Annotated in this window: 19 protein-coding genes; 14 read left to right on the top strand and 5 right to left on the bottom strand. The window is 69.7% G+C overall.

From position 1 onward, the window contains the following. Positions 1-18 precede the first annotated feature (18 nt). The 10 genes from ACZ5PP_RS03080 to ACZ5PP_RS03035 all read left to right on the top strand — a co-directional run bounded on the left by ACZ5PP_RS03080 (position 19) and on the right by ACZ5PP_RS03035 (position 8,031). On the top strand, positions 19-519 hold the full coding sequence (locus ACZ5PP_RS03080; protein WP_004301429.1) for an OmpH/Skp family outer membrane protein: 501 nt from the start codon (positions 19-21) through the stop codon (positions 517-519). Positions 520-532: 13 nt separating this feature from the next. Beyond that, a complete protein-coding gene (gene lpxD / locus ACZ5PP_RS03075; protein ID WP_276661914.1) occupies positions 533-1,567 on the top strand; it encodes a UDP-3-O-(3-hydroxymyristoyl)glucosamine N-acyltransferase in 1,035 nt (344 codons plus the stop codon). 6 nt (positions 1,568-1,573) lie between these two features. After that, entirely contained in the window at positions 1,574-2,008 is a 435-nt protein-coding gene (gene fabZ / locus ACZ5PP_RS03070; protein ID WP_004301433.1) for a 3-hydroxyacyl-ACP dehydratase FabZ, read from the top strand. After that, complete coding sequence (lpxA, locus tag ACZ5PP_RS03065) at positions 2,005-2,775, top strand: acyl-ACP--UDP-N-acetylglucosamine O-acyltransferase (protein WP_004301435.1); 771 nt, start codon at positions 2,005-2,007, stop codon at positions 2,773-2,775. The genes fabZ and lpxA overlap by 4 nt, the downstream gene beginning before the upstream one ends. 40 nt (positions 2,776-2,815) lie before the next feature. Further along, positions 2,816-3,973 carry a lipid-A-disaccharide synthase gene (lpxB, locus tag ACZ5PP_RS03060; protein WP_464826745.1) on the top strand — a complete coding sequence of 386 codons (1,158 nt, stop codon included), beginning with the start codon at positions 2,816-2,818 and terminating at the stop codon, positions 3,971-3,973. Beyond that, the gene (gene rnhB, locus ACZ5PP_RS03055) at positions 3,970-4,581 is read left to right on the top strand and encodes a ribonuclease HII (RefSeq protein ID WP_276661910.1); all 612 of its coding nucleotides are present in this window, start codon (positions 3,970-3,972) and stop codon (positions 4,579-4,581) included. Before lpxB ends, rnhB begins: the two co-directional genes overlap by 4 nt. Then, complete coding sequence (locus ACZ5PP_RS03050; protein ID WP_276661907.1) at positions 4,574-5,407, top strand: TrmH family RNA methyltransferase; 834 nt, start codon at positions 4,574-4,576, stop codon at positions 5,405-5,407. Before rnhB ends, ACZ5PP_RS03050 begins: the two co-directional genes overlap by 8 nt. 108 nt (positions 5,408-5,515) lie before the next feature. After that, positions 5,516-6,031 carry a hypothetical protein gene (locus ACZ5PP_RS03045; protein WP_187283000.1) on the top strand — a complete coding sequence of 172 codons (516 nt, stop codon included), beginning with the start codon at positions 5,516-5,518 and terminating at the stop codon, positions 6,029-6,031. 72 nt (positions 6,032-6,103) lie between these two features. Next, positions 6,104-6,889: a peroxide stress protein YaaA gene (gene yaaA / locus ACZ5PP_RS03040; protein ID WP_043743412.1), complete on the top strand. Its 786-nt coding sequence runs from the start codon at positions 6,104-6,106 to the stop codon at positions 6,887-6,889. Between the two features lie 5 nt (positions 6,890-6,894). After that, on the top strand, positions 6,895-8,031 hold the full coding sequence (locus tag ACZ5PP_RS03035; RefSeq protein ID WP_464827077.1) for a M14 family metallopeptidase: 1,137 nt from the start codon (positions 6,895-6,897) through the stop codon (positions 8,029-8,031). Positions 8,032-8,127: 96 nt separating this feature from the next. On the opposite strand, the gene hpnE is transcribed toward ACZ5PP_RS03035, so the two are convergent. From hpnE to hpnC, 3 genes are all read right to left on the bottom strand, one after another. After that, entirely contained in the window at positions 8,128-9,453 is a 1,326-nt protein-coding gene (gene hpnE / locus ACZ5PP_RS03030) for a hydroxysqualene dehydroxylase HpnE (protein ID WP_012585404.1), read from the bottom strand. A 67-nt stretch (positions 9,454-9,520) separates the two neighbouring features. Then, a complete protein-coding gene (gene hpnD, locus ACZ5PP_RS03025; protein ID WP_043743411.1) occupies positions 9,521-10,354 on the bottom strand; it encodes a presqualene diphosphate synthase HpnD in 834 nt (277 codons plus the stop codon). Beyond that, complete coding sequence (hpnC, locus tag ACZ5PP_RS03020; RefSeq protein WP_004301452.1) at positions 10,351-11,199, bottom strand: squalene synthase HpnC; 849 nt, start codon at positions 11,197-11,199, stop codon at positions 10,351-10,353. Before hpnC ends, hpnD begins: the two co-directional genes overlap by 4 nt. Before the next feature lie 267 nt (positions 11,200-11,466). Between hpnC and ACZ5PP_RS03015 the strand changes: the two genes are divergently transcribed. The 3 genes from ACZ5PP_RS03015 (at position 11,467) to ACZ5PP_RS03005 (ending at position 15,891) form a co-directional block, all read left to right on the top strand. Next, on the top strand, positions 11,467-12,144 hold the full coding sequence (locus ACZ5PP_RS03015; RefSeq protein ID WP_012585402.1) for an ABC transporter ATP-binding protein: 678 nt from the start codon (positions 11,467-11,469) through the stop codon (positions 12,142-12,144). Further along, complete coding sequence (locus ACZ5PP_RS03010) at positions 12,141-14,693, top strand: ABC transporter permease (protein WP_464826744.1); 2,553 nt, start codon at positions 12,141-12,143, stop codon at positions 14,691-14,693. The genes ACZ5PP_RS03015 and ACZ5PP_RS03010 overlap by 4 nt, the downstream gene beginning before the upstream one ends. A 106-nt stretch (positions 14,694-14,799) precedes the next feature. Next, entirely contained in the window at positions 14,800-15,891 is a 1,092-nt protein-coding gene (locus ACZ5PP_RS03005) for a carotenoid 1,2-hydratase (RefSeq protein WP_041589846.1), read from the top strand. Between the two features lie 165 nt (positions 15,892-16,056). On the opposite strand, the gene ACZ5PP_RS03000 is transcribed toward ACZ5PP_RS03005, so the two are convergent. Together ACZ5PP_RS03000 and ACZ5PP_RS02995 are read right to left on the bottom strand one after the other, a co-directional pair. Then, on the bottom strand, positions 16,057-16,641 hold the full coding sequence (locus ACZ5PP_RS03000; RefSeq protein WP_004310869.1) for a hypothetical protein: 585 nt from the start codon (positions 16,639-16,641) through the stop codon (positions 16,057-16,059). A 33-nt stretch (positions 16,642-16,674) separates the two neighbouring features. After that, positions 16,675-17,787, bottom strand: coding sequence for a hypothetical protein (locus ACZ5PP_RS02995; protein WP_004310867.1), 1,113 nt, complete (start codon positions 17,785-17,787; stop codon positions 16,675-16,677). Between ACZ5PP_RS02995 and ACZ5PP_RS02990 the strand changes: the two genes are divergently transcribed. Next, positions 17,779-18,507 (top strand): hypothetical protein, encoded by a 729-nt coding sequence (locus ACZ5PP_RS02990; RefSeq protein ID WP_004310865.1) that lies wholly within the window; start codon positions 17,779-17,781, stop codon positions 18,505-18,507. The two genes, ACZ5PP_RS02995 and ACZ5PP_RS02990, sit on opposite strands and share 9 nt — an antisense overlap. The last annotated feature ends 105 nt before the right edge of the window (positions 18,508-18,612 follow it).

Raw genomic sequence — 18,612 nt, 5'->3', positions numbered from 1 at the left:
TTTCATCCGGAGGCATAATTGAAAGTCAGTACCCTCTCCCTGGTCGCACTCGCTGTGCTCGGCCTTTCCCAGACCGCGTTCGCCGAAACCAAGATCGGCTTCGTCAATTCCGATCGCGTCATGCGCGAAGCAGCGCCCGCCGTGCGGGCGCAGCAGCGGCTGGAGAAGGAGTTCGAAAAGCGCGACCAGGAGCTGCAGCGCATCGCGCGCGACCTCAAGTCGATGCAGGAAGACCTCGAGCGCAACGGCCCGACCATGGGCGACAGCGACCGTCGCAACAAGGAACGTGCGTTCAACGAGCTCAACCGCGACTTCCAGCGCAAGCAGCGCGAGTTCCGCGAAGACCTGAACCAACGCCGTAACGAGGAACTCGCCTCGGTGCTCGACAAGGCCAACCGCTCGGTCAAGCAGATCGCCGAGCAGGAAAACTACGACATCATCTTCCAGGAAGCGGTGTACGCGAACCCGCGCATCGACATCACCGACAAGGTCATCAAGACCCTGTCCGACGCCAAGTAAGACTGGTCGCCCGATGTTCCGACTGCACGAGCTGGTCGATCGCCTGGGCGGCGAGATCGCGGGAGACGGCGATGTCGCGGTTTCGCGCGTCGGCACGCTGGACAAGGCGGGGGAGGGCGATCTCGCCTTCCTTGCCAACCGCAAGTACCTGTCGCAGGTCGGCGAGTGTGCGGCAAGTGCGCTGATCGTCACGCCCGACCTGCGCGAGGCGCTGGCCGGGCGCAACCTGATCCTGACCGCCGACCCCTACCTGTACTTCGCACGCGTCGCGCAGCTGTTCAATCCGCCCCCCGCGGTGCGTCCCGGTATCCATGCGCTCGCCGCGGTCGCCAGCACCCTGCCGGCCAGCGTGCAGGTGGGACCCGGCGCCTCGATCGAGGAAGACGTGGTGCTCGGCGAGGACGTGGTGATCGGGCCCAACTGCCACGTGGGGCGCGGCACTCGCATCGGGCGCGGCACCCGGCTCTATGCCAACGTCAGCATCTACCACGACTGCGTGATCGGCGAGGACTGCATCCTGCACTCGGGCGTGGTCATCGGCGCCGACGGCTTCGGCTTCGCGCGCGAGAAGTCCGGCGCCTGGGTCAAGATCCCGCAGACCGGCCGTGTGGTCCTCGGCAACGACGTCGAGATCGGCGCCAACACGACGGTGGACCGCGGTGCGCTCGACGACACCGTGATCGGCGATGGCGTCAAGCTCGACAACCTCATCCAGATCGCGCACAACGTGCGCGTGGGCGAGCACACGATCATGGCCGGCTGCGCCGGGGTCGCGGGCAGCGCCCGGATCGGCGCGCGCTGCATGATCGGCGGCCAGGCCGGCATCTCCGGACACCTGAGCATCGCCGATGACGTCGTGGTGTCGGCGTGGACCCTGGTCGCAAAGTCGATCGCCAAACCGGGCGTCTACACCGGCAACCTGCCGCTGCAGACGCATGGCGACTGGGTGAAGAACTTCTCCCACCTGCGCCACCTCGACGCGCTCGCCAGGCGCGTCCGCCAACTCGAACAAAACAGCGACGGTCCCGACGACCGCTCGCAGGGCTGAGCCATCATGGACATCAAGGAAATCCTGCAGTACCTGCCGCACCGCTATCCCTTCCTGCTCGTCGATCGCATGCTGGAGATCGAACCGGGCGTGCGTGCGCGCGGGCTGAAGAACGTGACCATGAACGAGCCCTTCTTTCCGGGGCACTTCCCGCACCACCCCGTGATGCCGGGCGTGCTGATCATCGAGGCCATGGCCCAGGCTGCGGCGCTGCTGTCGTTCAAGAGCACCGGCGTGAAGCCCGACGACAACTCGGTGGTGTACTTCGCGGGCATCGACAACGCGCGCTTCAAGCGTCCGGTGGTGCCGGGCGACCAACTGATCTTCGACGTCGAGATCACCCACGCCAAGCGCAACATCTACAAGTACAAGGCACGCGCCAGCGTCGACGGCGAGCTCGCCGCCGAAGCCGAGCTGATGTGCGCGATCAAGACGCTATGATTCACCCGACCGCCATCGTCCATCCGGGTGCGAAGCTAGGCGCCAACGTCAGCGTCGGGGCCTATTCGCTGATCGGCGAGAACGTCGAGATCGGCGACGGCACGCGCATCGGCCCGCACGTCGTGGTCGAGGGCCACACCCGCATCGGCCGCGACAACGAGATCTTCCAGTTCTGCTCGATCGGCGCCAGCCCGCAAGACAAGAAGTACGACGCCGAGCCCACCCGGCTCGAGATCGGCGACCGCAACACGATCCGCGAATTTTGCTCGTTCAACGTCGGCACCAGCCAGGACGCGCACGTCACCCGCGTCGGCAACGACAACTGGATCATGGCCTACGTGCACATCGCGCACGACTGCCAGGTCGGCGACCACACCATCTTCGCCAACAACGCCACGCTCGCCGGCCATGTCCATGTGGGCGACTGGGCGATCCTCGGCGGCTTCACCGGGGTGCATCAGTTCTGCCGCGTCGGCGCGCACAGCTTCTGCGGTGTCGGTACCGTGCTGCTGCAGGACCTGCCGCCCTTCGTGACCGTGGCGGGCAACCCGGCCAAACCGCACGGCATCAACAGCGAAGGCCTCAAGCGCCGCGGCTACAGTGCCGAGGGCATCGCCGCGATCAAACGCGCCTACCGCGCGCTCTACCGCAGCGGCCTCACGCTCGACGAGGCGCGCCAGCGCGTCGCCGAGATCGCCGCCGGGCAGGCCGAGGCCGCGCCCTTCGCCGCCTTCATCGCGGACTCCGGTCGCGGCATCGTGCGCTGAGCATGATCCGCTGCACGGCGCGGGCCGCGTCTCGAACGGCATGAAGATCCGCATCGCCATGGTCGCCGGGGAGACCTCCGGCGACCTGCTCGCGAGCCACCTGATCCGAGCGCTCCGCCGCCATCTGCCCGACGCGGAGTTCTTCGGCATCGGCGGGCCGAAGATGCAGGCCGAAGGCTTCGACGTGCGCTGGCCCTGCGAGCTGCTCGCGGTGCATGGCTACGTCGACGCGCTCAAGCGCTACCGCGAGCTCTCCGGCATCCGCCGCGCGCTGCTCGCGCAGATCCGCGCCGAGCGCCCCGATGCCTTCATCGGCGTGGATGCGCCCGATTTCAACCTGTGGCTCGAAGGCAAGGTGCGCGACGCCGGCATCCCGGCGATCCATTTCGTCGGCCCGTCGATCTGGGCCTGGCGGGGCGGGCGGATCAAGCGCATCGCGCGCTCGGTGTCGCACATGCTGTGCCTCTTCCCCTTCGAGCCCGAGCTCTACGAGCGTGCCGGCGTGCCGGTGAGCTATGTCGGCCACCCGCTCGCCGACGAATTTCCGCTCGAGCCCGACCGCGCCGCTGCGCGCGAACGCCTCGGCATTCCTCTCGAGCGCGGCGTGGTGGCGATGCTGCCGGGGAGCCGGCAGTCCGAAGTGCGCAACCTGGCCGACATCTTCATCGGCACCGCGAAGACTTTGCACGAACGCGATCCGGAGCGCCTCTTCCTGGTCCCGCTGGCCACCCGCGAGACGCGCCAGATCTTCGAGGAGGCGCTGCACCGCAACGATGCGGGCGGGCTGCCGATCCGCATGCTGTTCGGTCACGCCGTCGAGGCGATGACCGCAGCCGACGTGGTGCTGGTGGCGAGTGGAACGGCAAGCCTGGAGGCGGCGCTGCTCAAGCGCCCGATGGTGATCACCTACCGCATCGGCAAGTGGCAGTACCGCCTCATGAAGCGGATGGCCTACCTGCCCTGGGTGGGCCTGCCCAACATTCTGTGCGGCGAGACCGTGGTGCCGGAGCTTCTCCAGGACGAGGCCGACCCCGAACACCTTGCCGCCGCGATCGACGACTGGTTCGCCGACGATGCGCGGCGCGCTGCGGTCGCGGCGCGCTTCTCCGACCTGCATCGCACCCTCCGGCAGGACACCGCGCGGCGCGCCGCGGAGGCGATCCTGCCCTACCTCGACAAGGCGGGACCAAGGGCATGAACGCCGAGCTGTTCGATCCCGGACTGCCGTCCTCCGGCCTGATCTGCGGGGTCGACGAGGCTGGCCGCGGGCCGCTGTGCGGGCCAGTGGTCGCCGCTGCGGTCATCCTCGATCCCGCGCGCCCGATCGAAGGCCTCGCCGATTCCAAGAAGCTGAGCGAAGCCGCGCGCGAGCGCCTCGCACCGCTGATCCGCGCGCGCGCGCTGGCCTGGGCGGTGGCCGAGGCGAGCGTCGAGGAGATCGACCGCCTCAACATCCTGCACGCCACCATGCTGGCCATGCAGCGCGCGGTGATGGCGCTCGGGATCGCGCCGGCCGAGGTGCGCATCGACGGCAACCGCTGCCCCAAGCTGTCCTATCCGGCGCGGGCGATCGTCAAGGGCGACGCCACCGAGCCATCGATCTCGGCGGCCTCCATCCTCGCCAAGACCGCACGCGATGCGGCCATGCGCGAGCTCGACGCGCAGTGGCCGCAGTACGGGCTGGCCGCTCACAAGGGCTACCCGACCGCCGCCCACCTTGCGGCGCTCGCGGCGCACGGCGTGCAGGCCTTCCACCGGCGCAGCTTCGCGCCGGTGAAGAAGCTGCTCGAGCGCCGGGATGAGTGAGCCGCAGCTCAAGGCGCTGGCCTCGCGTGACAACGCCTTCGTCAAGCGCCTGCATGCGCTCGCGCACTCGGCACGCGACCGCCGCAAGCTCGACGAGACCGTGCTCGACGGTGCCCACCTGGTCGAATCCGCGCTCGCGGCGGGCGTGGCCTTGCGCGCGCTGGTGGTGTCGGAGTCCGGCCTGCTGCGCGAGGAGCATCGTCGCCTGCTCGCGGCGGCGCCGGCAGAGGTGCCGCGCTACCGCCTGGGCGATGCCTTGTTCGCGCATGTCAGCCCGGTCGACAGCCCCGCCGGCTTGCTGGCCACCATCGCCATGCCGGCGAGCACGCCGAGCGCCCCGGGCGACGCCAGCCTGATCGTGGTCGACGGCGTGCAGGACCCCGGCAACCTCGGCAGCCTGCTGCGCACCGCGGCCGCGGCCGGCATCCGCCACGCGCTGCTCGGTGAGGGCTGCGCGCAGGCCTGGTCGCCGCGCGCGCTGCGTGCCGGCATGGGCGCGCAGTTCGTTGTCCGGATTGAGGAGGGCTGCGAACTGCTCGCCCGACTGGAGAGCTACCCGGGTCTGTGCCTGGCAACTGCCCTGCGCGAGGACGCCCACCCGCTCTACGAGCTCGACCTGCGCGGCCCGGTGGCCTGGCTTTTCGGGGCGGAAGGGCAGGGACTTTCCCCGGCCCTGCTGGCGCGCGCCGACGGCTGCGTGATCATCCCGATGGCGGCCGGCATCGAATCCCTCAACGTCGCCGCGGCCGCGGCGGTCTGTCTGTTCGAGCAGGCGCGTCAGCTCCGCGCCACGGGGACGATCCGAGGCGTGAATTTTCCTTCTTGACTCGGGCGCAGGCTTGCTTCCATGCTTTCCGCATTCCAAGCGGGGCACGGCGGACGCCGCGACAGACCCCGAGGACGAGACCAGGGGTGGTAGCGCCCCGCGAGGAGGATGATGGAAAAGTACGCCAAGACACTCAAGGGACAGGACGAGATCGCGCATCGCACGCACGGCCTCGGGCTGCGCGCCCGCCGCCTGCTGATCCTGGTCGATGGACAGCGCAGCGTCGAGGATCTGTGTGCCCTTACCGGCGACGCGAAGATTGCGGCTGCGCTCGGAGAACTCGCCGAGGCAGGGTTCATCGCGTCCAGCGCCGGGATGGCCGACCCGCCCGAAGCCAGCATACGCGAAGGACAGCCGGCGGCAGGCGCGGCGCCGGTCGCGCGGGCGCACACCGGCCACACGGCCAGCCTGCCGCTCGCGCGCGACTTCATGATCAACACCCTGCGCACCTTCCACGGCCCCTACGGCAAGCTCGGCCTGGTCAAGCGTGTCCATGCCACCCGGAGCAGCAGCGAACTGCGCGCGCTGATCGCCGAATGGAAGGAGTCGATCGACGAGTCACGCCTCGGCCGCAAGCGGGCGGACGAGCTGCTCGCGCTGCTGGAGGAGGTGCTGCCGGGCTGAAGGCGGTGTTGCGGGGCGATTCGCGTTAACATCCGGCCATCCGGCTCCGCGCCGACACAGCGAACAGAAGGCATGATCCTCGTCATCTCCCCTGCCAAGGCGCTCGACTACGAGACGCCGATCACCGTCTCCACCTACACCCGGCCCGACTTCCTCGACGATTCCGCAGCGCTGATCGAGGTACTGCGCGAGAAATCGCCCGCCGAGATCGCCGAGCTGATGTCGCTCTCGGATCCACTCTCCACGCTCAACGTGGCGCGCTACGCGAGCTGGTCGCGCCCATTCAGCCCCGACAATGCACGGCAGGCTCTGCTGGCCTTCAACGGCGACGTCTACGAGGGACTCGATGCGAGGAGCCTGACCGCGGACGAGTTGGCCTGGGCACAGGACCACCTGCGCATCCTCTCCGGCCTCTACGGCGTGCTGCGCCCGCTCGACCTGATGCAGGCCTACCGCCTGGAGATGGGCACCCGGCTGGCCAACCCGCGCGGCAAGAACCTCTACGAGTTCTGGGGCGAGCGCATCACCGACGCGCTCAACGGCCTGCTCGCGCGCGAGGAAGACGCCGGGCGCGAGCGTGTGCTGCTGAACCTCGCCTCCGACGAGTACTTCAAGTCGGTCAAGCCCAAGAAGCTGAAGGGGCGCATCGTCACCCCGGTGTTCGAGGACTGGAAGGGCGGGCGCTACAAGATCATCAGCTTCTACGCCAAGCGCGCGCGCGGGCTGATGAGCCGTTACGTCATCACGAATCGCATCGACGAGGTCGAGGCGCTGCAGGGCTTCGACGCCGAGGGCTACGCCTTCGCCGCCGACGCGTCCGATGCCGATACCCTGGTCTTCCGCCGTCGCGAGGAGTGAACGTGCTGAAGATCAGCTCCAGCTTCGACTCCGGCGCGATCGAGGTCGTGCGCCTCGACGATCCGGCCGACATCCGCCTGCGCCTGCGCAAGGACAACGCTGCCGACTTCCACCAGTGGTTCCACTTCCGCCTGATGGGCGCGGCCGGCAAGCCGGTGCGCATGGTGTTCGAGAACGCCGCGGGCGCGGCCTATCCGGACGGATGGCGGGACTACCGCTGCGTCGCCTCCTACGACCGCCAGAACTGGTTCCGCATCGCCGGCACGCGCTACGAGGACGGGCAGCTGATCGTCGAGCACACGCCCGAGCGCGACAGCCTCTACTACGCCTACTTCGAGCCCTATTCGCACGAGCGTCACCTCGACCTGCTCGCGCGCGTCGAGCTCTCGCCCTACGCCCGCGTGCGCAACCTCGGCAGTACGGTGGATGGGCGGGACCTCGACGTGGTGACGGTCGGGCGCGACGCGCCGGGACGGGTGCCGGTGTGGATCATCGCGCGCCAGCATCCCGGCGAGACCATGGCGGAATGGTTCGTCGAGGGCCTCCTCGAGCGCCTGCTCGACAATGCCGACCCGGTCGCGCGCAAGGTGCGCGAGCACGCCGTGCTGCACATCGTGCCGAACATGAACCCGGACGGCGCGGTGCGCGGCAACCTGCGCACCAACGCCGCCGGGCGCAACCTCAACCGCGAATGGCGCGCGCCCGACCCCTTCGCCAGCCCCGAGGTCTTCCTGGTGCGCGCGGAAATGGAGCGCACCGGCTGCGCGCTCTTCCTCGACATCCACGGCGACGAGTCGCTGCCCTACGTGTTCTTCTCCACCGCCGAGGAGGTGCCTGGCTTCACCGCCGCGGCGGCGGCCGCGCAGGCGCGCTTCGTCGAGACCCTCCTCATGGTCAGCCCCGACTTCCAGACGCAGGAGGGCTACAAGCCCGGCCGCTTCGGCGAGGAACTGCTGACGCTGGCGAGCAAGTGGGTCGCCAACCAGTTCGGCTGCGTGTCGCTGACCCTGGAGATGCCGTTCAAGGACAACATCATCCTGCCCGACGGCCACGTCGGTTGGAACGGTGCGCGCAGCAAGCGCCTGGGCGCGGCCATGCTCGATCCGATCCTGCGCCACCTGCGTGAGGGCGGCGAAGGCTGATCGGGAGGGGAGGCGGTGGCGAGTGGACGTGGCGGCGACGTGCAGCTGCGTCCCCGCTTCACGGCCGCGAGGCCGCGGCCGGATTCACCGAGCGGATCAGGCCTTGTGCCCGATCTCGGCGAGGATCGCGGTCGCGCAGGCCACACCCGAGCGCACCGCGGATTCCAGCGTCGCGGGGTAGTCCGAATCCAGGTAATCGCCGGCCAGCCACAGTCCGGGCAGCGGGGTGCGGATGCCGGGGCGGAAGACGCCTGGCCGACACGCGAAAGTGGCGCGCTTTTCGACGATGACCTGCGACCACTCCGGGGCTGGCAGACGGCGACCGAGCTGGCGTTCGAGCTGGGCGTGCACCGCGAGGACGAGCTCGTCGCGCGCGAGCGCCTCGTGCGGGCCGTGGGCGCTGATCACGCACGAGAAGAGGCCCTCCGGCCCGCCGAGCTGGCCGCGGTCGAAGACCCACTGCGCCGGCCCGGCGGTGCTGCCCGAGGCCAGGCCGATCATCGGCTCGGGGAGCTGCTGGCCGCGTCCGAGGGCGAGATAGACGGACACGATCGGCTCGTGCTCGAGCGCGTCGATCTGCGCCACCAGGCGCTCGCAACCGCCGACGGAGGCGAGCAGCGCTCCGGCATGGTAGGGCGCGGTGGCCACCACCACGTGAGGCCAGGGGTGGCTGCCGGGGTCGCCGTCGAGGCGGTAGCCGCCGGCCACCCGTTCGACGGCCTCGATCGCGTTGCCGGTGCGCAGCCTGCCGCGGCGCACACCGATGTAGCGCGCCGCCGGCACCGGGAAGAGCTCGGACAGGTCGGTGCGCGGCAGCAGCAGCTCGCTGGCGGCGGCACCCGCACCGAGGCTGTCGCGCAGCACGTTCGCGAAGACCTGGGCCGAGGCCGCGGCGGCCGGGGTGTTGAGCGCCGCCACGCACAGCGGCTCCCAGATCAGCTGGCACAGGGTCGGAGTCTGGCGGGTCTCGGCGAGCAGGGCGTCGACCGTCATCCCCGGATCGGCCAGGCGGAAGCCGCGTCGCTTCAACCAGCGCATGAGGCGCAGCATCGCCAGGCGGTCGGCCCAGTGCAGCCCCTGCGCACGCAGCAACCCCACGGCGAGGTGGAAAGGCGCCGGCAGGGACGCGGCCTTCAGGTGCAGGCGGCCGGGGACGTGCAGGGTCAGCGGCAGGTGGGCGAGCTGCTTGGGCGACACGCCGGTGAGGCGCAGCAGGCGGGTAAGCTCGCTGTAGGCGCCGATCAGGATGTGCTGGCCGTTGTCCACCCGCCAGTGGTGGTCCTTGTGCACCACGCGGGCGCGTCCGCCCATGGTGTGCGAGCGTTCGAACACGGTGACATGCACCCCGGCGCGGGCCAGCTCGACCCCGCAGGCGAGCCCGGCGTAGCCCGCGCCGATGATGGCGACGACCGGCACGCTCATGGCCGGAGGTTCCGGCTGCCGTGCCAGCTCGGTCCCGCGCGCTGGGTGCGCTTCCCTGCGGGCGTGCTCATGCGCGGAACCAGGTCGTGCCCGCGAGCCACACCTTGCGCAGCGGGGTCAGGGAGGTGCGGCGGTCGAGCACCAGGAAACCGTCGCGCGCGATTTCGCGCAGCAGGGTGCGGTAGATCGCCGCCATCACCAGGCCGGGGCGCTGCGCCTTGCGGTCGATCGCGGGCAACTGGGCGAAGGCCTGGTCGTAGAACTTCTCCGCGCGCTCGGCCTGGAAGGCCATGAGCTCGCGGAAGGCGTCGGAGTAGCGCGCCTCGAGGAGGTCCTTGGCGGGCACCTTGAAGCGCTGCAGGTCCTCGATCGGCAGGTAGATACGCCCGCGGCGGGCGTCCTCGCCGACGTCGCGGATGATGTTGGTGAGCTGGAAGGCCAGCCCGAGGTCGTGCGCATACTTGAGCGTCTGGCGGTCCTGGTAGCCGAAGATCTCGGCAGCGAGCAGGCCGACGACGCTGGCGACGCGGTAGCAGTAGAGCTGCAGGCCCTTGAAGTCGAGGTAGCGCGTCTGCGACAGGTCCATCGCCATGCCGTCGATGATCTCGAGCAGCTGCTCCTGCGGCAGGCGGAAGCCCTTCAGCACGTCCTTGAGCGCATGTCCGACAGGGTGGGTGGGCAGGCCGCCGTAGATGCGCCCGACCTCCTGGCGCCACCACTCGAGCTTGGTCTGCGCGAGCGAGAGGTCGTGGCATTCGTCGACCACGTCGTCCACCTCGCGGCAGAAAGCGTACAGGGCGGTGATCGCCTGGCGGCGCTCGGCGGGCAGGAACATGAAGCTGTAGTAGAAGCTCGAGCCGCTCTTGGCGGCCTTGTCCTGGCAGTAGTCGTGTGGATTCATCCGAGTTTTCCGTAATTCAGCGCGCGCCAGCCCAGGCGCGCCCAGTCGCCGCGACCAAGCGCGGGGCGGTGGTGGAAGACATCGTAGCCGACCGCCTCGATCCCTTCGAGAATGCGCAGCCCGCCCAGCACGACCAGTCGCAACTCCCAGCCGACGCGCCCGCGCAGGGTACGGGCGAGCGGGGCGCCGTCGAGCATCATCGTGCGAGCACGCCGCACCTCGAAGGCCATCAGCGCGCGCCAGTCCTCGCCCGGGCTGCGTTCGCCGCGGGCGAGCGCGTCGAGCGCGGGCTCGTCGAGGCCAAAGCGGGCGAGATCGTCGAGCGGCAGGTAGATGCGCCGCTTTTCCCAGTCGACCGCGACGTCCTGCCAGAAGTTGATCAGCTGCAGGGCGGTGCAGATCGCGTCCGAGCGGCGCAGGTTCTCCGCGTCCGCCGCGCCATACAGATGCAGCATCAGGCGCCCCACCGGGTCGGCCGAGCGCCGGCAGTAGTCGCGCAGCTCTGCGAAGTCGGCGTAGCGCGTCTTGCCGACGTCCTGCATGAAGGCGTCGAGCAGGTCGCGGAAAGGCTGCAGCGGCAGCGCATGGGTATGTATCGCACGGCCGAGGCGGGCGAACATCGGCGCCAGCGTCGCGTCGGCCACCGGCCGGCCCTGCGCGCAGGCCTCGAGCCCGAGCTGGTAGTCGTGCAGGCGCGCCAACCGCGCCACCGCGGGCGCGTCGCCCTCGTCGGCGACGTCGTCGGCCCCGCGCGCGAAGGCGTAGATCGCCTCCACCGGCTCGCGCAGGCGGGCCGGCAACAGCAGTGAGGCGACAGGGAAGTTCTCGTAGTGCTCGACCGGCATCGGGGCAAAGGAGCGGCGGGATCCGCAGGGTGCCGCAGTATATCCGCACGCCCCGTGGAGAAGCGGCGCAAGCCGCGAACAGGGCGGTTCGCCAATGGGGGCTTCGCAATCTCCACCGCCGCATTCGCGCCTTGCGGCGCTCCTACCGGAGGCATCGCACCGGGAAGCGCATGCAGTAGCGGCGCAAGCCGCGAACCTTTTGCGCAGGGCAATGACACAATGTCGTCCATCTTTCCGCTCTCCAGCCCCGTGCCACGAGGCCTTCCGATGCTGCAGCTCGACGACGTCACCCGCATCCTGCCCGGCGCCCCCGCGCGCGTGCTGTTCGAGCGCCTTGCGCTGCGGGTCAAGGCAGGGGAGTGCGTGGCGATCGTCGGCGAGTCGGGCTCGGGCAAGTCGACCCTGCTCAACTGCATCGCCGGCCTGGAACCGATCGACGGCGGCACGATCCGGGTCGGCGAAACACCCATCGAGCGCCTCGACGACGACGCCATGGCGCGCCTGCGCCGTAGTCACTTCGGTTTCGTGTTCCAGGCTTTCCACATCCTGCCCCACCTGAACCTGCTGCAGAACGTGGCGCTCCCCTTGTGGCTGCTCGGCATCGCGGAGGCCGAGGCCGCGCGCCGCGCACAAGAGATGCTCGGCCGCGTCGGGCTGGGCGCGCGCGCGCCGGATCCGCCGCAGCAACTGTCCGGGGGTGAGCTGCAGCGCGTGGCGATCGCGCGCGCGCTGGTACATCGGCCTCACCTGGTGCTGGCGGACGAGCCCACCGGCAACCTCGACCCGGGGCGAGCGAGCGAGGTACTCGACCTGCTGCTCGGCCAGATCCGCGACAGCCGCGCCGCCGGCGTCATGGTCACGCACTCGCGCAGCGCGGCGGCGCGCGCCGACCGCGTGCTGGAACTTCGAGCCGACGGGCTGCATGACGTCACGGGGCATCCGTGAGCGTGCCTCTTCGACGCATCTTCCTGGCCAGCCTGCTGCGCCGCCGCCTGGCGAGCGCCCTGTCGCTGCTGGCGATCGCGCTCGGCGTGGCGCTGGGGCTGGCGGTGCATCTGATCCACGGTGCCGCGCTCGACGAGTTCGGCCGCGGCATGCGCGCGGTGGCGGGCAAGGCCGACCTGCAGGTGGTGGGGCCGCGCGACGGGTTCGACGAGGCCTTGTTCGCCACCCTGGCGCGCCGGCCCGAAGTGGCGGCGGCGAGTCCGGTGCTGGAGATCGAGGCGCGCCTGCCCGGGCGCGAGGAGAGCCTGCGCATTCTCGGCGTGGACCTCTTCCGGGTGCTGCGCGTGCAGCCCGGGCTGATGCCGCTGGCAGAGGGCGGCGGGGACCTGCGCTTCGCGGCACTGCGTCCCGGCGTGGTGTTCCTCAGCGACGACGCCCGGCAGCGCCTTTCCGCGCCGGGGCGCTCCATGGAAGGCGAGGTGCTGCCGCCGGCGCTCGTCGACGCCCGCATCGCGGTGCAGTCGGGCGTGCGCAGCCTGGTGCTCGAGGCGGGTGGGCGGGTGCCTGGCGCAGGCGGCGTGCTCGGCGTCATGGACCTCGGCGCAGCGCAGCAGGCCTTCGCACGCATCGGCGTGTTGAGCCGGATCGACCTGCGCCTGGCCGAGAGCGTTTCCCCGGCGGCGGCGCAGGCGGCCTTGTCCGCCCTGCTGCCACCGGGGATCGCCTTGCGCACACCCGAGGCGGCAGCGGGCGAGCTCGGCTCGCTGTCGCGCGCGTACCGGGTGAACCTGACCATGCTGGCGGCGATCGCGCTGCTGACCGGCGGCTTCCTCGTGTTCTCCACGCAGCTGCTGTCGGTGGCGCGGCGGCGGCGCGAGTTCGCGCTGCTGCGCGCGCTCGGTCTGGTGCGCGCCGAGCTGATGCGCGGTCTGCTTGCCGAGGGCGCAACGGTGGGCGTGGTCGGCGGGCTGCTCGGGGTCGTGCTCGGCCACGCCCTCGCGGCGGGCGCCTTCCGCCTGGTGGGGGGCGACCTCGGCGCGGGCTTCTTCCGCGGCGTGGCGCCACAGCTGGCGTTCGACCCCGCGGCGGGCCTGGCTTACCTGCTGCTGGGCGTGGCCGCCGGTGTCGCCGGCACCTGGCTGCCGGCGCGTGCCGCAGCCGCGGTGGCGCCAGCGCGTGCCTTGCGCGCGGGGGAGGGCGAGCGCGCCGGCCTACCGCGAGGCGACGGTCGCGGGCGACTGGGGGCGGCGATGCTGGTGCTCGCTGCGCTGGCCTGCCTGCTGCCGCCGTTCGGCGGCATCCCGCTAGGCGGCTATGCGGCGGTGGTGTTCGTGCTCGCGGCGGCCATCCTGGCGCTGCCGGTGCTCGCGCGCCTCGTGCTGCCCTTGCTCGCGCGCGGGCGCAGCGCGATCTGGCGGCTGGCGCACGCGCGCCTGGCGGCGGCGCCGGGGCAGGCGGTGGTGGCGGGGGCAGGGGTGATCGCCAGCGTCGCGCTCGCGGTGTCGATGGCGATCATGGTGAATTCCTTCCGCGTCTCGGTGGATGAGTGGCTCGCCCAGGTCTTGCCGGCAGACCTGTACGTGCGTGCCTCGGCGGCGAGTGGCAGCGGCTACCTCGATCCGCCTGCGCTCGTGGCGATCGCGGCCACGCCCGGCGTGGCGCGAGTAGAGACGACGCGGCTCGTGAACCTGCGCGTTTCGGACACCGAGCCGCTGTTCAGCGTGCTGGCGCGCGCGACGCAGGGCAACCGGGGGCTGCCGCTGGTGAGCGGATCGATGGAGCCGGTGGCCGGGGACGCGGAAGGCCTGCCTCCGGCCTGGGTGTCGGAGGCGGCTGCCGACCGCCACGATCTGGCGCGCGGCAGCCGCTTCGAGCTGCCGCTGGGAGGCCGGATGCAGGCCTTCCGCGTCGCTGGGGTGTGGCGCGACTACGCCCGCCAGCACGGCGCCGCGCTGATCGAGCGCCGCGACTACGTCGCCCTCACCGGCGACGACCGGGTAAACGACGCCGCGCTACTGCTCGAGCCGGGTGCCACTCCGTCAGCGGTGGCGCAGGCGCTGCGCGAGCGCTTCGGCGCCGAGCACATCACCATCGCGCTGCCGGGCGAGATCCGCGCGCTCAGCCTGCAGATATTCGATCGTACCTTCCTGATCACCTACCTGATGGAGGCGGTCGCGGTGGTGATCGGCCTGTTCGGCATCGCCACCACCTTCGCCGCGCTCGCCGCCACCCGCCAGGGCGAGTTCGGCATGCTGCGCCATCTCGGTTTCACGCGCGCCGAGATCGGTCGCCTGATCGCCACCGAGGGCGCGCTGACCGCAGGGCTGGGCGTGATCGCCGGACTCGCCGGCGGCGCGGCGATCGCCTGGGTGCTGATCGAGATCATCAACCGGCAGAGCTTCCACTGGAGCATGGAGCTGGCCGTGCCGTGGAGCGGGCTGGCGATCTTCGCCGTCTGCCTGGTGCTGCTGGCGGCACTGGTGGCCCGGCTCGCCGGAAGGCACGCGATGCGGCGGTCGGCGGTGCTGGCGGTGAAGGCGGATTGGTAGGGGGTGAGGCGTGAGGAGTCAGGAGTCAGGAGCGGTGGGGGCGGGCAGGCTCGCGGCGGGCGTTGCGCTTGTGGCGCTGGAGAGGCGGCTTGTCCGGCTGCGCGTGCTGCTCCTGGGAGCGCTGATGCTGGTGTGCGGTGGGGCAGCGCAGGCGCAGGATTCCGGACCGCCCTACCCGCCGGTCGTGCCGGGCAAGGCGCTGGTGTTTCCGCAGGATTTCGGCGCGCATCCGGCCTATCGCACCGAGTGGTGGTACATCACCGGCTGGTTGCGCGATGCGGCGGGGGTGGAGCGCGGGTTCCAGCTCACCTTCTTCCGCGTGCGCACGCGCATCGGCGAGGACAACCCGAGCCGCTTCGCGCCACGCCAGTTGGTGCTCGCGCATGCCGCGGTGGCCGACCCGGCGACCGGCAGGCTGCGCCACGCCGAGCGCTCGGGACGCGCCTATCCCGGACTGGTCGAGGCGCTGGAAGGGCGTACCGCGGTACGGGTGGATGACTGGTTCCTCGAAGGAGGAGAGAGCCCGGCGGCCGGCTACCGCAGCCGCATCGAGGCGGAGGACTTCGGTTTCGAGCTCGAATTCACCCCGGACCGCGCGCCAGTGCCGAACGGGCGCGATGGCTACAGCCAGAAGGCGCCCGATCCGCTCAATGCCAGCTACTACTACAGCCGCCCGCAGCTCGCGGTGAGCGGCTCGCTGCGCCTGGATGGCGAGCCGGTGGCGGTGAGCGGCCATGCCTGGCTGGATCACGAGTGGTCGAGCGAGATCCTGCCCGAGGGCGCGCGCGGCTGGGACTGGATCGGCATCAACCTCGGCGACGGCGGCGGCCTGATGGCCTTCCGCATGCGCGACCACGAGGGCCGCGCGCTCTGGGCGGCCGCGACCACGAGCACGCGCGATGGCAGCGTCCGCATCCACCCGCCCACGGAGGTGCGCTTCGAACCGCTGCGCCGCTGGCGCTCGCCGCGCACCGGAATCGAGTACCCGGTGGAGTGGGCGGTCACGGTGGGCGAACGGCGCTACCGGCTGCGGCCGCTGATGGACGACCAAGAGCTCGACAGCCGCGCCTCCACCGGGGCGATCTATTGGGAGGGCGCGGTGCGCCTGCACGAGGCGGGGGGGGGTGCCGGGGAGGGCCCCGAGCTCGGGCGCGGCTACCTGGAGATGACCGGCTACGCCGAGCGCTTGCGCATGTAGAAACCATGAAGGGCCATCCGTTCCCTCTCCACCTGACCCCGTTGCACGGGAGCTCGCGGCAGAGCGAAATTCCGTCTGACGCGTAGAACGCCAACGCCCGCCGGACCAGCCACGCGAGCCCGGTGCCGGCAACACCTCATCGCGCCCGTTTCGCCAGCGCAGCCGTCAATGAAGCTGGCTGGATGCTGCCGGCCCTGGCGCCTGAAAGGCCGCGCGCGCCTGTGCAAGGCGTCCTTCCAGTTCGTCCTTGGACAAGACGTCCTGCTCATGCAGCCAAGAGAACTTTGCGATCTCGTCCTCGAGCGTGTTGCGCATGTCCAGTTCGCCATAGAGAGCAAGGAGCTGGTCCTTTCGCCGGCGGTTGATTTCATCGACGATCCGATCATGCTCGCGGTCCTGAATCACGAGGACGTTACCCGCTTGCGAGCGGAAAACCGAATACTTGACGGTTGCCCAGCGGTACCAGACAAGGCAGATCACCCCGATGAGAAGCCAGAAGCCTCGCCCCTGAAGCGAGTCGCCGGTGACCATCGCGTGCCCCAATTGCAGCACACCGATGACGCACCAGATCAGTCCGGCATTGCGCAGCCATTCGTTCCGCTCGATCGAGACCGAGGCCTTCGTCGGGAAGCCGGCGTACTGCACGTCGATGTCGCCGGAGCCGCTGCGGTCCTTGTACGCATAGTTGAAGCTGTCGTCGTTGAACGTGAACTTCAATCGGTTGGAACGCTTCTTCTGGTTGATTTCCACGGAGTCCTCCGGTTCATGGGTTGTCTTGCGCCGTCAGGCAAGCCGCTTGATCAGCGCCACGACGCCCAGCAGCAGTGTCAGTTTGGTAATCGACAGCAGGTTCCTGCTCATCTGCTCCTTCATCAGCGCTCGACCTTCACCCCGGACCCGCACCCACGGATAGAACACGAGCACGCCCCACAGGGCGACGGGCAGCAGCGCGACGAGCGCGAACCAGGCGACGCCGCCATCTCCGACCCGTAAGACAGCCTCGCCGGGGTTGAACGTCGCCCTCAACACCCAGGGCGTGGCGGGATCGTTGGTGCGCAGGACAGTGTGGCGGGCACCGGGCGCCGCACGGATATACACATCCCGCGACACCGCAAGACGAGCGCGCTCGCCCGTCTCCAGGATGTGGCCCTCGAGCGTGTAGCCGGGTGACAGGCTGAAGCCCGATGCGGGCGGTGTCAGGGCGGTCGTGACGAAGACCGCGTCTCTGGCCCAATCGGTGCGCAGCACGAGGCTGCCGTGCTCGACGGCGCCTCGAACGATCAGGAACGCGAGGGTCGCGACCACTATCGTCATCAGGATGGCGCTAGGTGCTGCGAGGGCTTGCAGCCGCCGCGATCGGCGCGTTGCGCGTTGCAGCGCCAAGAGGCCCTTGTGGTGCCGCTCGAGCAGCAAGGCAGCGGCGGACACCGGCTCGAGCGTTCGACGCCCCTCCTGGTCCAGGAAGTTGAAGTGCGTCGCGGATTCAAGGCAGGTCAGCAAGCGTGCAAGGGATTCATTCAGGTTGCCGCTGTTCAAGCGCTCGGCGTCGACGGCGAGGCTCACCTCGATCGAGTTGTCGTAGGTGCCGATCAGGACGCTCCCGCACTCCCAGGTGCCGACCAGGCGTGCGAAGCGATGCAGGCGCCGGATGGAAACCTCCGGGTCCTGAACGCGGCCGAGCAGATCCGGTACTTCTTCTGCCTCCACCGGCAATGGCTGCAGATCGGGAAACGCCTTCTTCAATCGTTCGACGGTTTCACGCGCACGCGTGGACAGGGTCGCGCATGCTTCAGGGCTCTCGTCGGCCGCCCAACGCGCATCGCTCGTCAGGTCCGAGCCCTGCTGCAGAAGGCGGAGGTGGCCGAGCACGAGGTCGAAACTGTAGCTATGCTGCATGCGTTTCCCGCCGATCAGGAGCTGCCCTGGATTATGCCGAAGAACTTCAAGCCCACAAGGTACAACCGACTTGTGATGGGCATGTTGCTGTCGTTTCTGGCTACCGGCCACAGCCAGGCCAACGACCATGCTGCCGGCCGGACCTTGCGTCCGACGGCGGTAGCCCTTCACATCCACGAGGAGATCGCCGACCAACGCTTTGTTCCGAAACTGGTCGCGCGCCTGCAAGGCAGCCTTGCACCACCGATCGTGACGATCCCGACCAAGATGGATCTCGCGCCTTTTCGGCCAACGCTCGGGCTCATGGATGCGCGTCCGCTCCTCGATGCATTGATCGGCAGCATCGACTGGCGAGGGGATGGAACGGTCGTTCGCGTCGTCGTGATCGCCGACGACATGCAATTGAAACCGGCGCGTTTCAACTTTGCCGCCAGTGCGGGAGACACGAGTACGCCGTTTCACCTTTCGATCGTTTCGCTTGCAAGGCTGCAGCAACTCACCGACCGTGGGCGCGTGGATCGCGACCCCGACCGCACCGCGCAACGCGCATTCAAGCTGATCGCCAAGAACACCGCCCGACTCATGGGATACGCGTCGAGCGATGCCTGCCTTTTCGCCTTTCCCCGCAGCCTTTCCGAACTCGATGCCACGCCTGAGAACTTCTGCGAGCCGGATCTCTCGGCCCTTGTCGCGGCGGGCATCGCTCGATCGCCGCAGTGATTGCCCAAGGACGCAGCGGTGCAGCGAGACTCAAAACCTGTGATCCGGAGTGGCGTCCTTCCTCGTCGGCCATTGCCCTGAATGCGATAATGGCAGCTTTCCAGA

It is taken from the genome of Thauera sp. DNT-1 (assembly GCF_055393985.1).
Note: the sequence above shows the minus strand (reverse complement) of the source record. Positions and strands in the feature narration are given on the sequence as shown.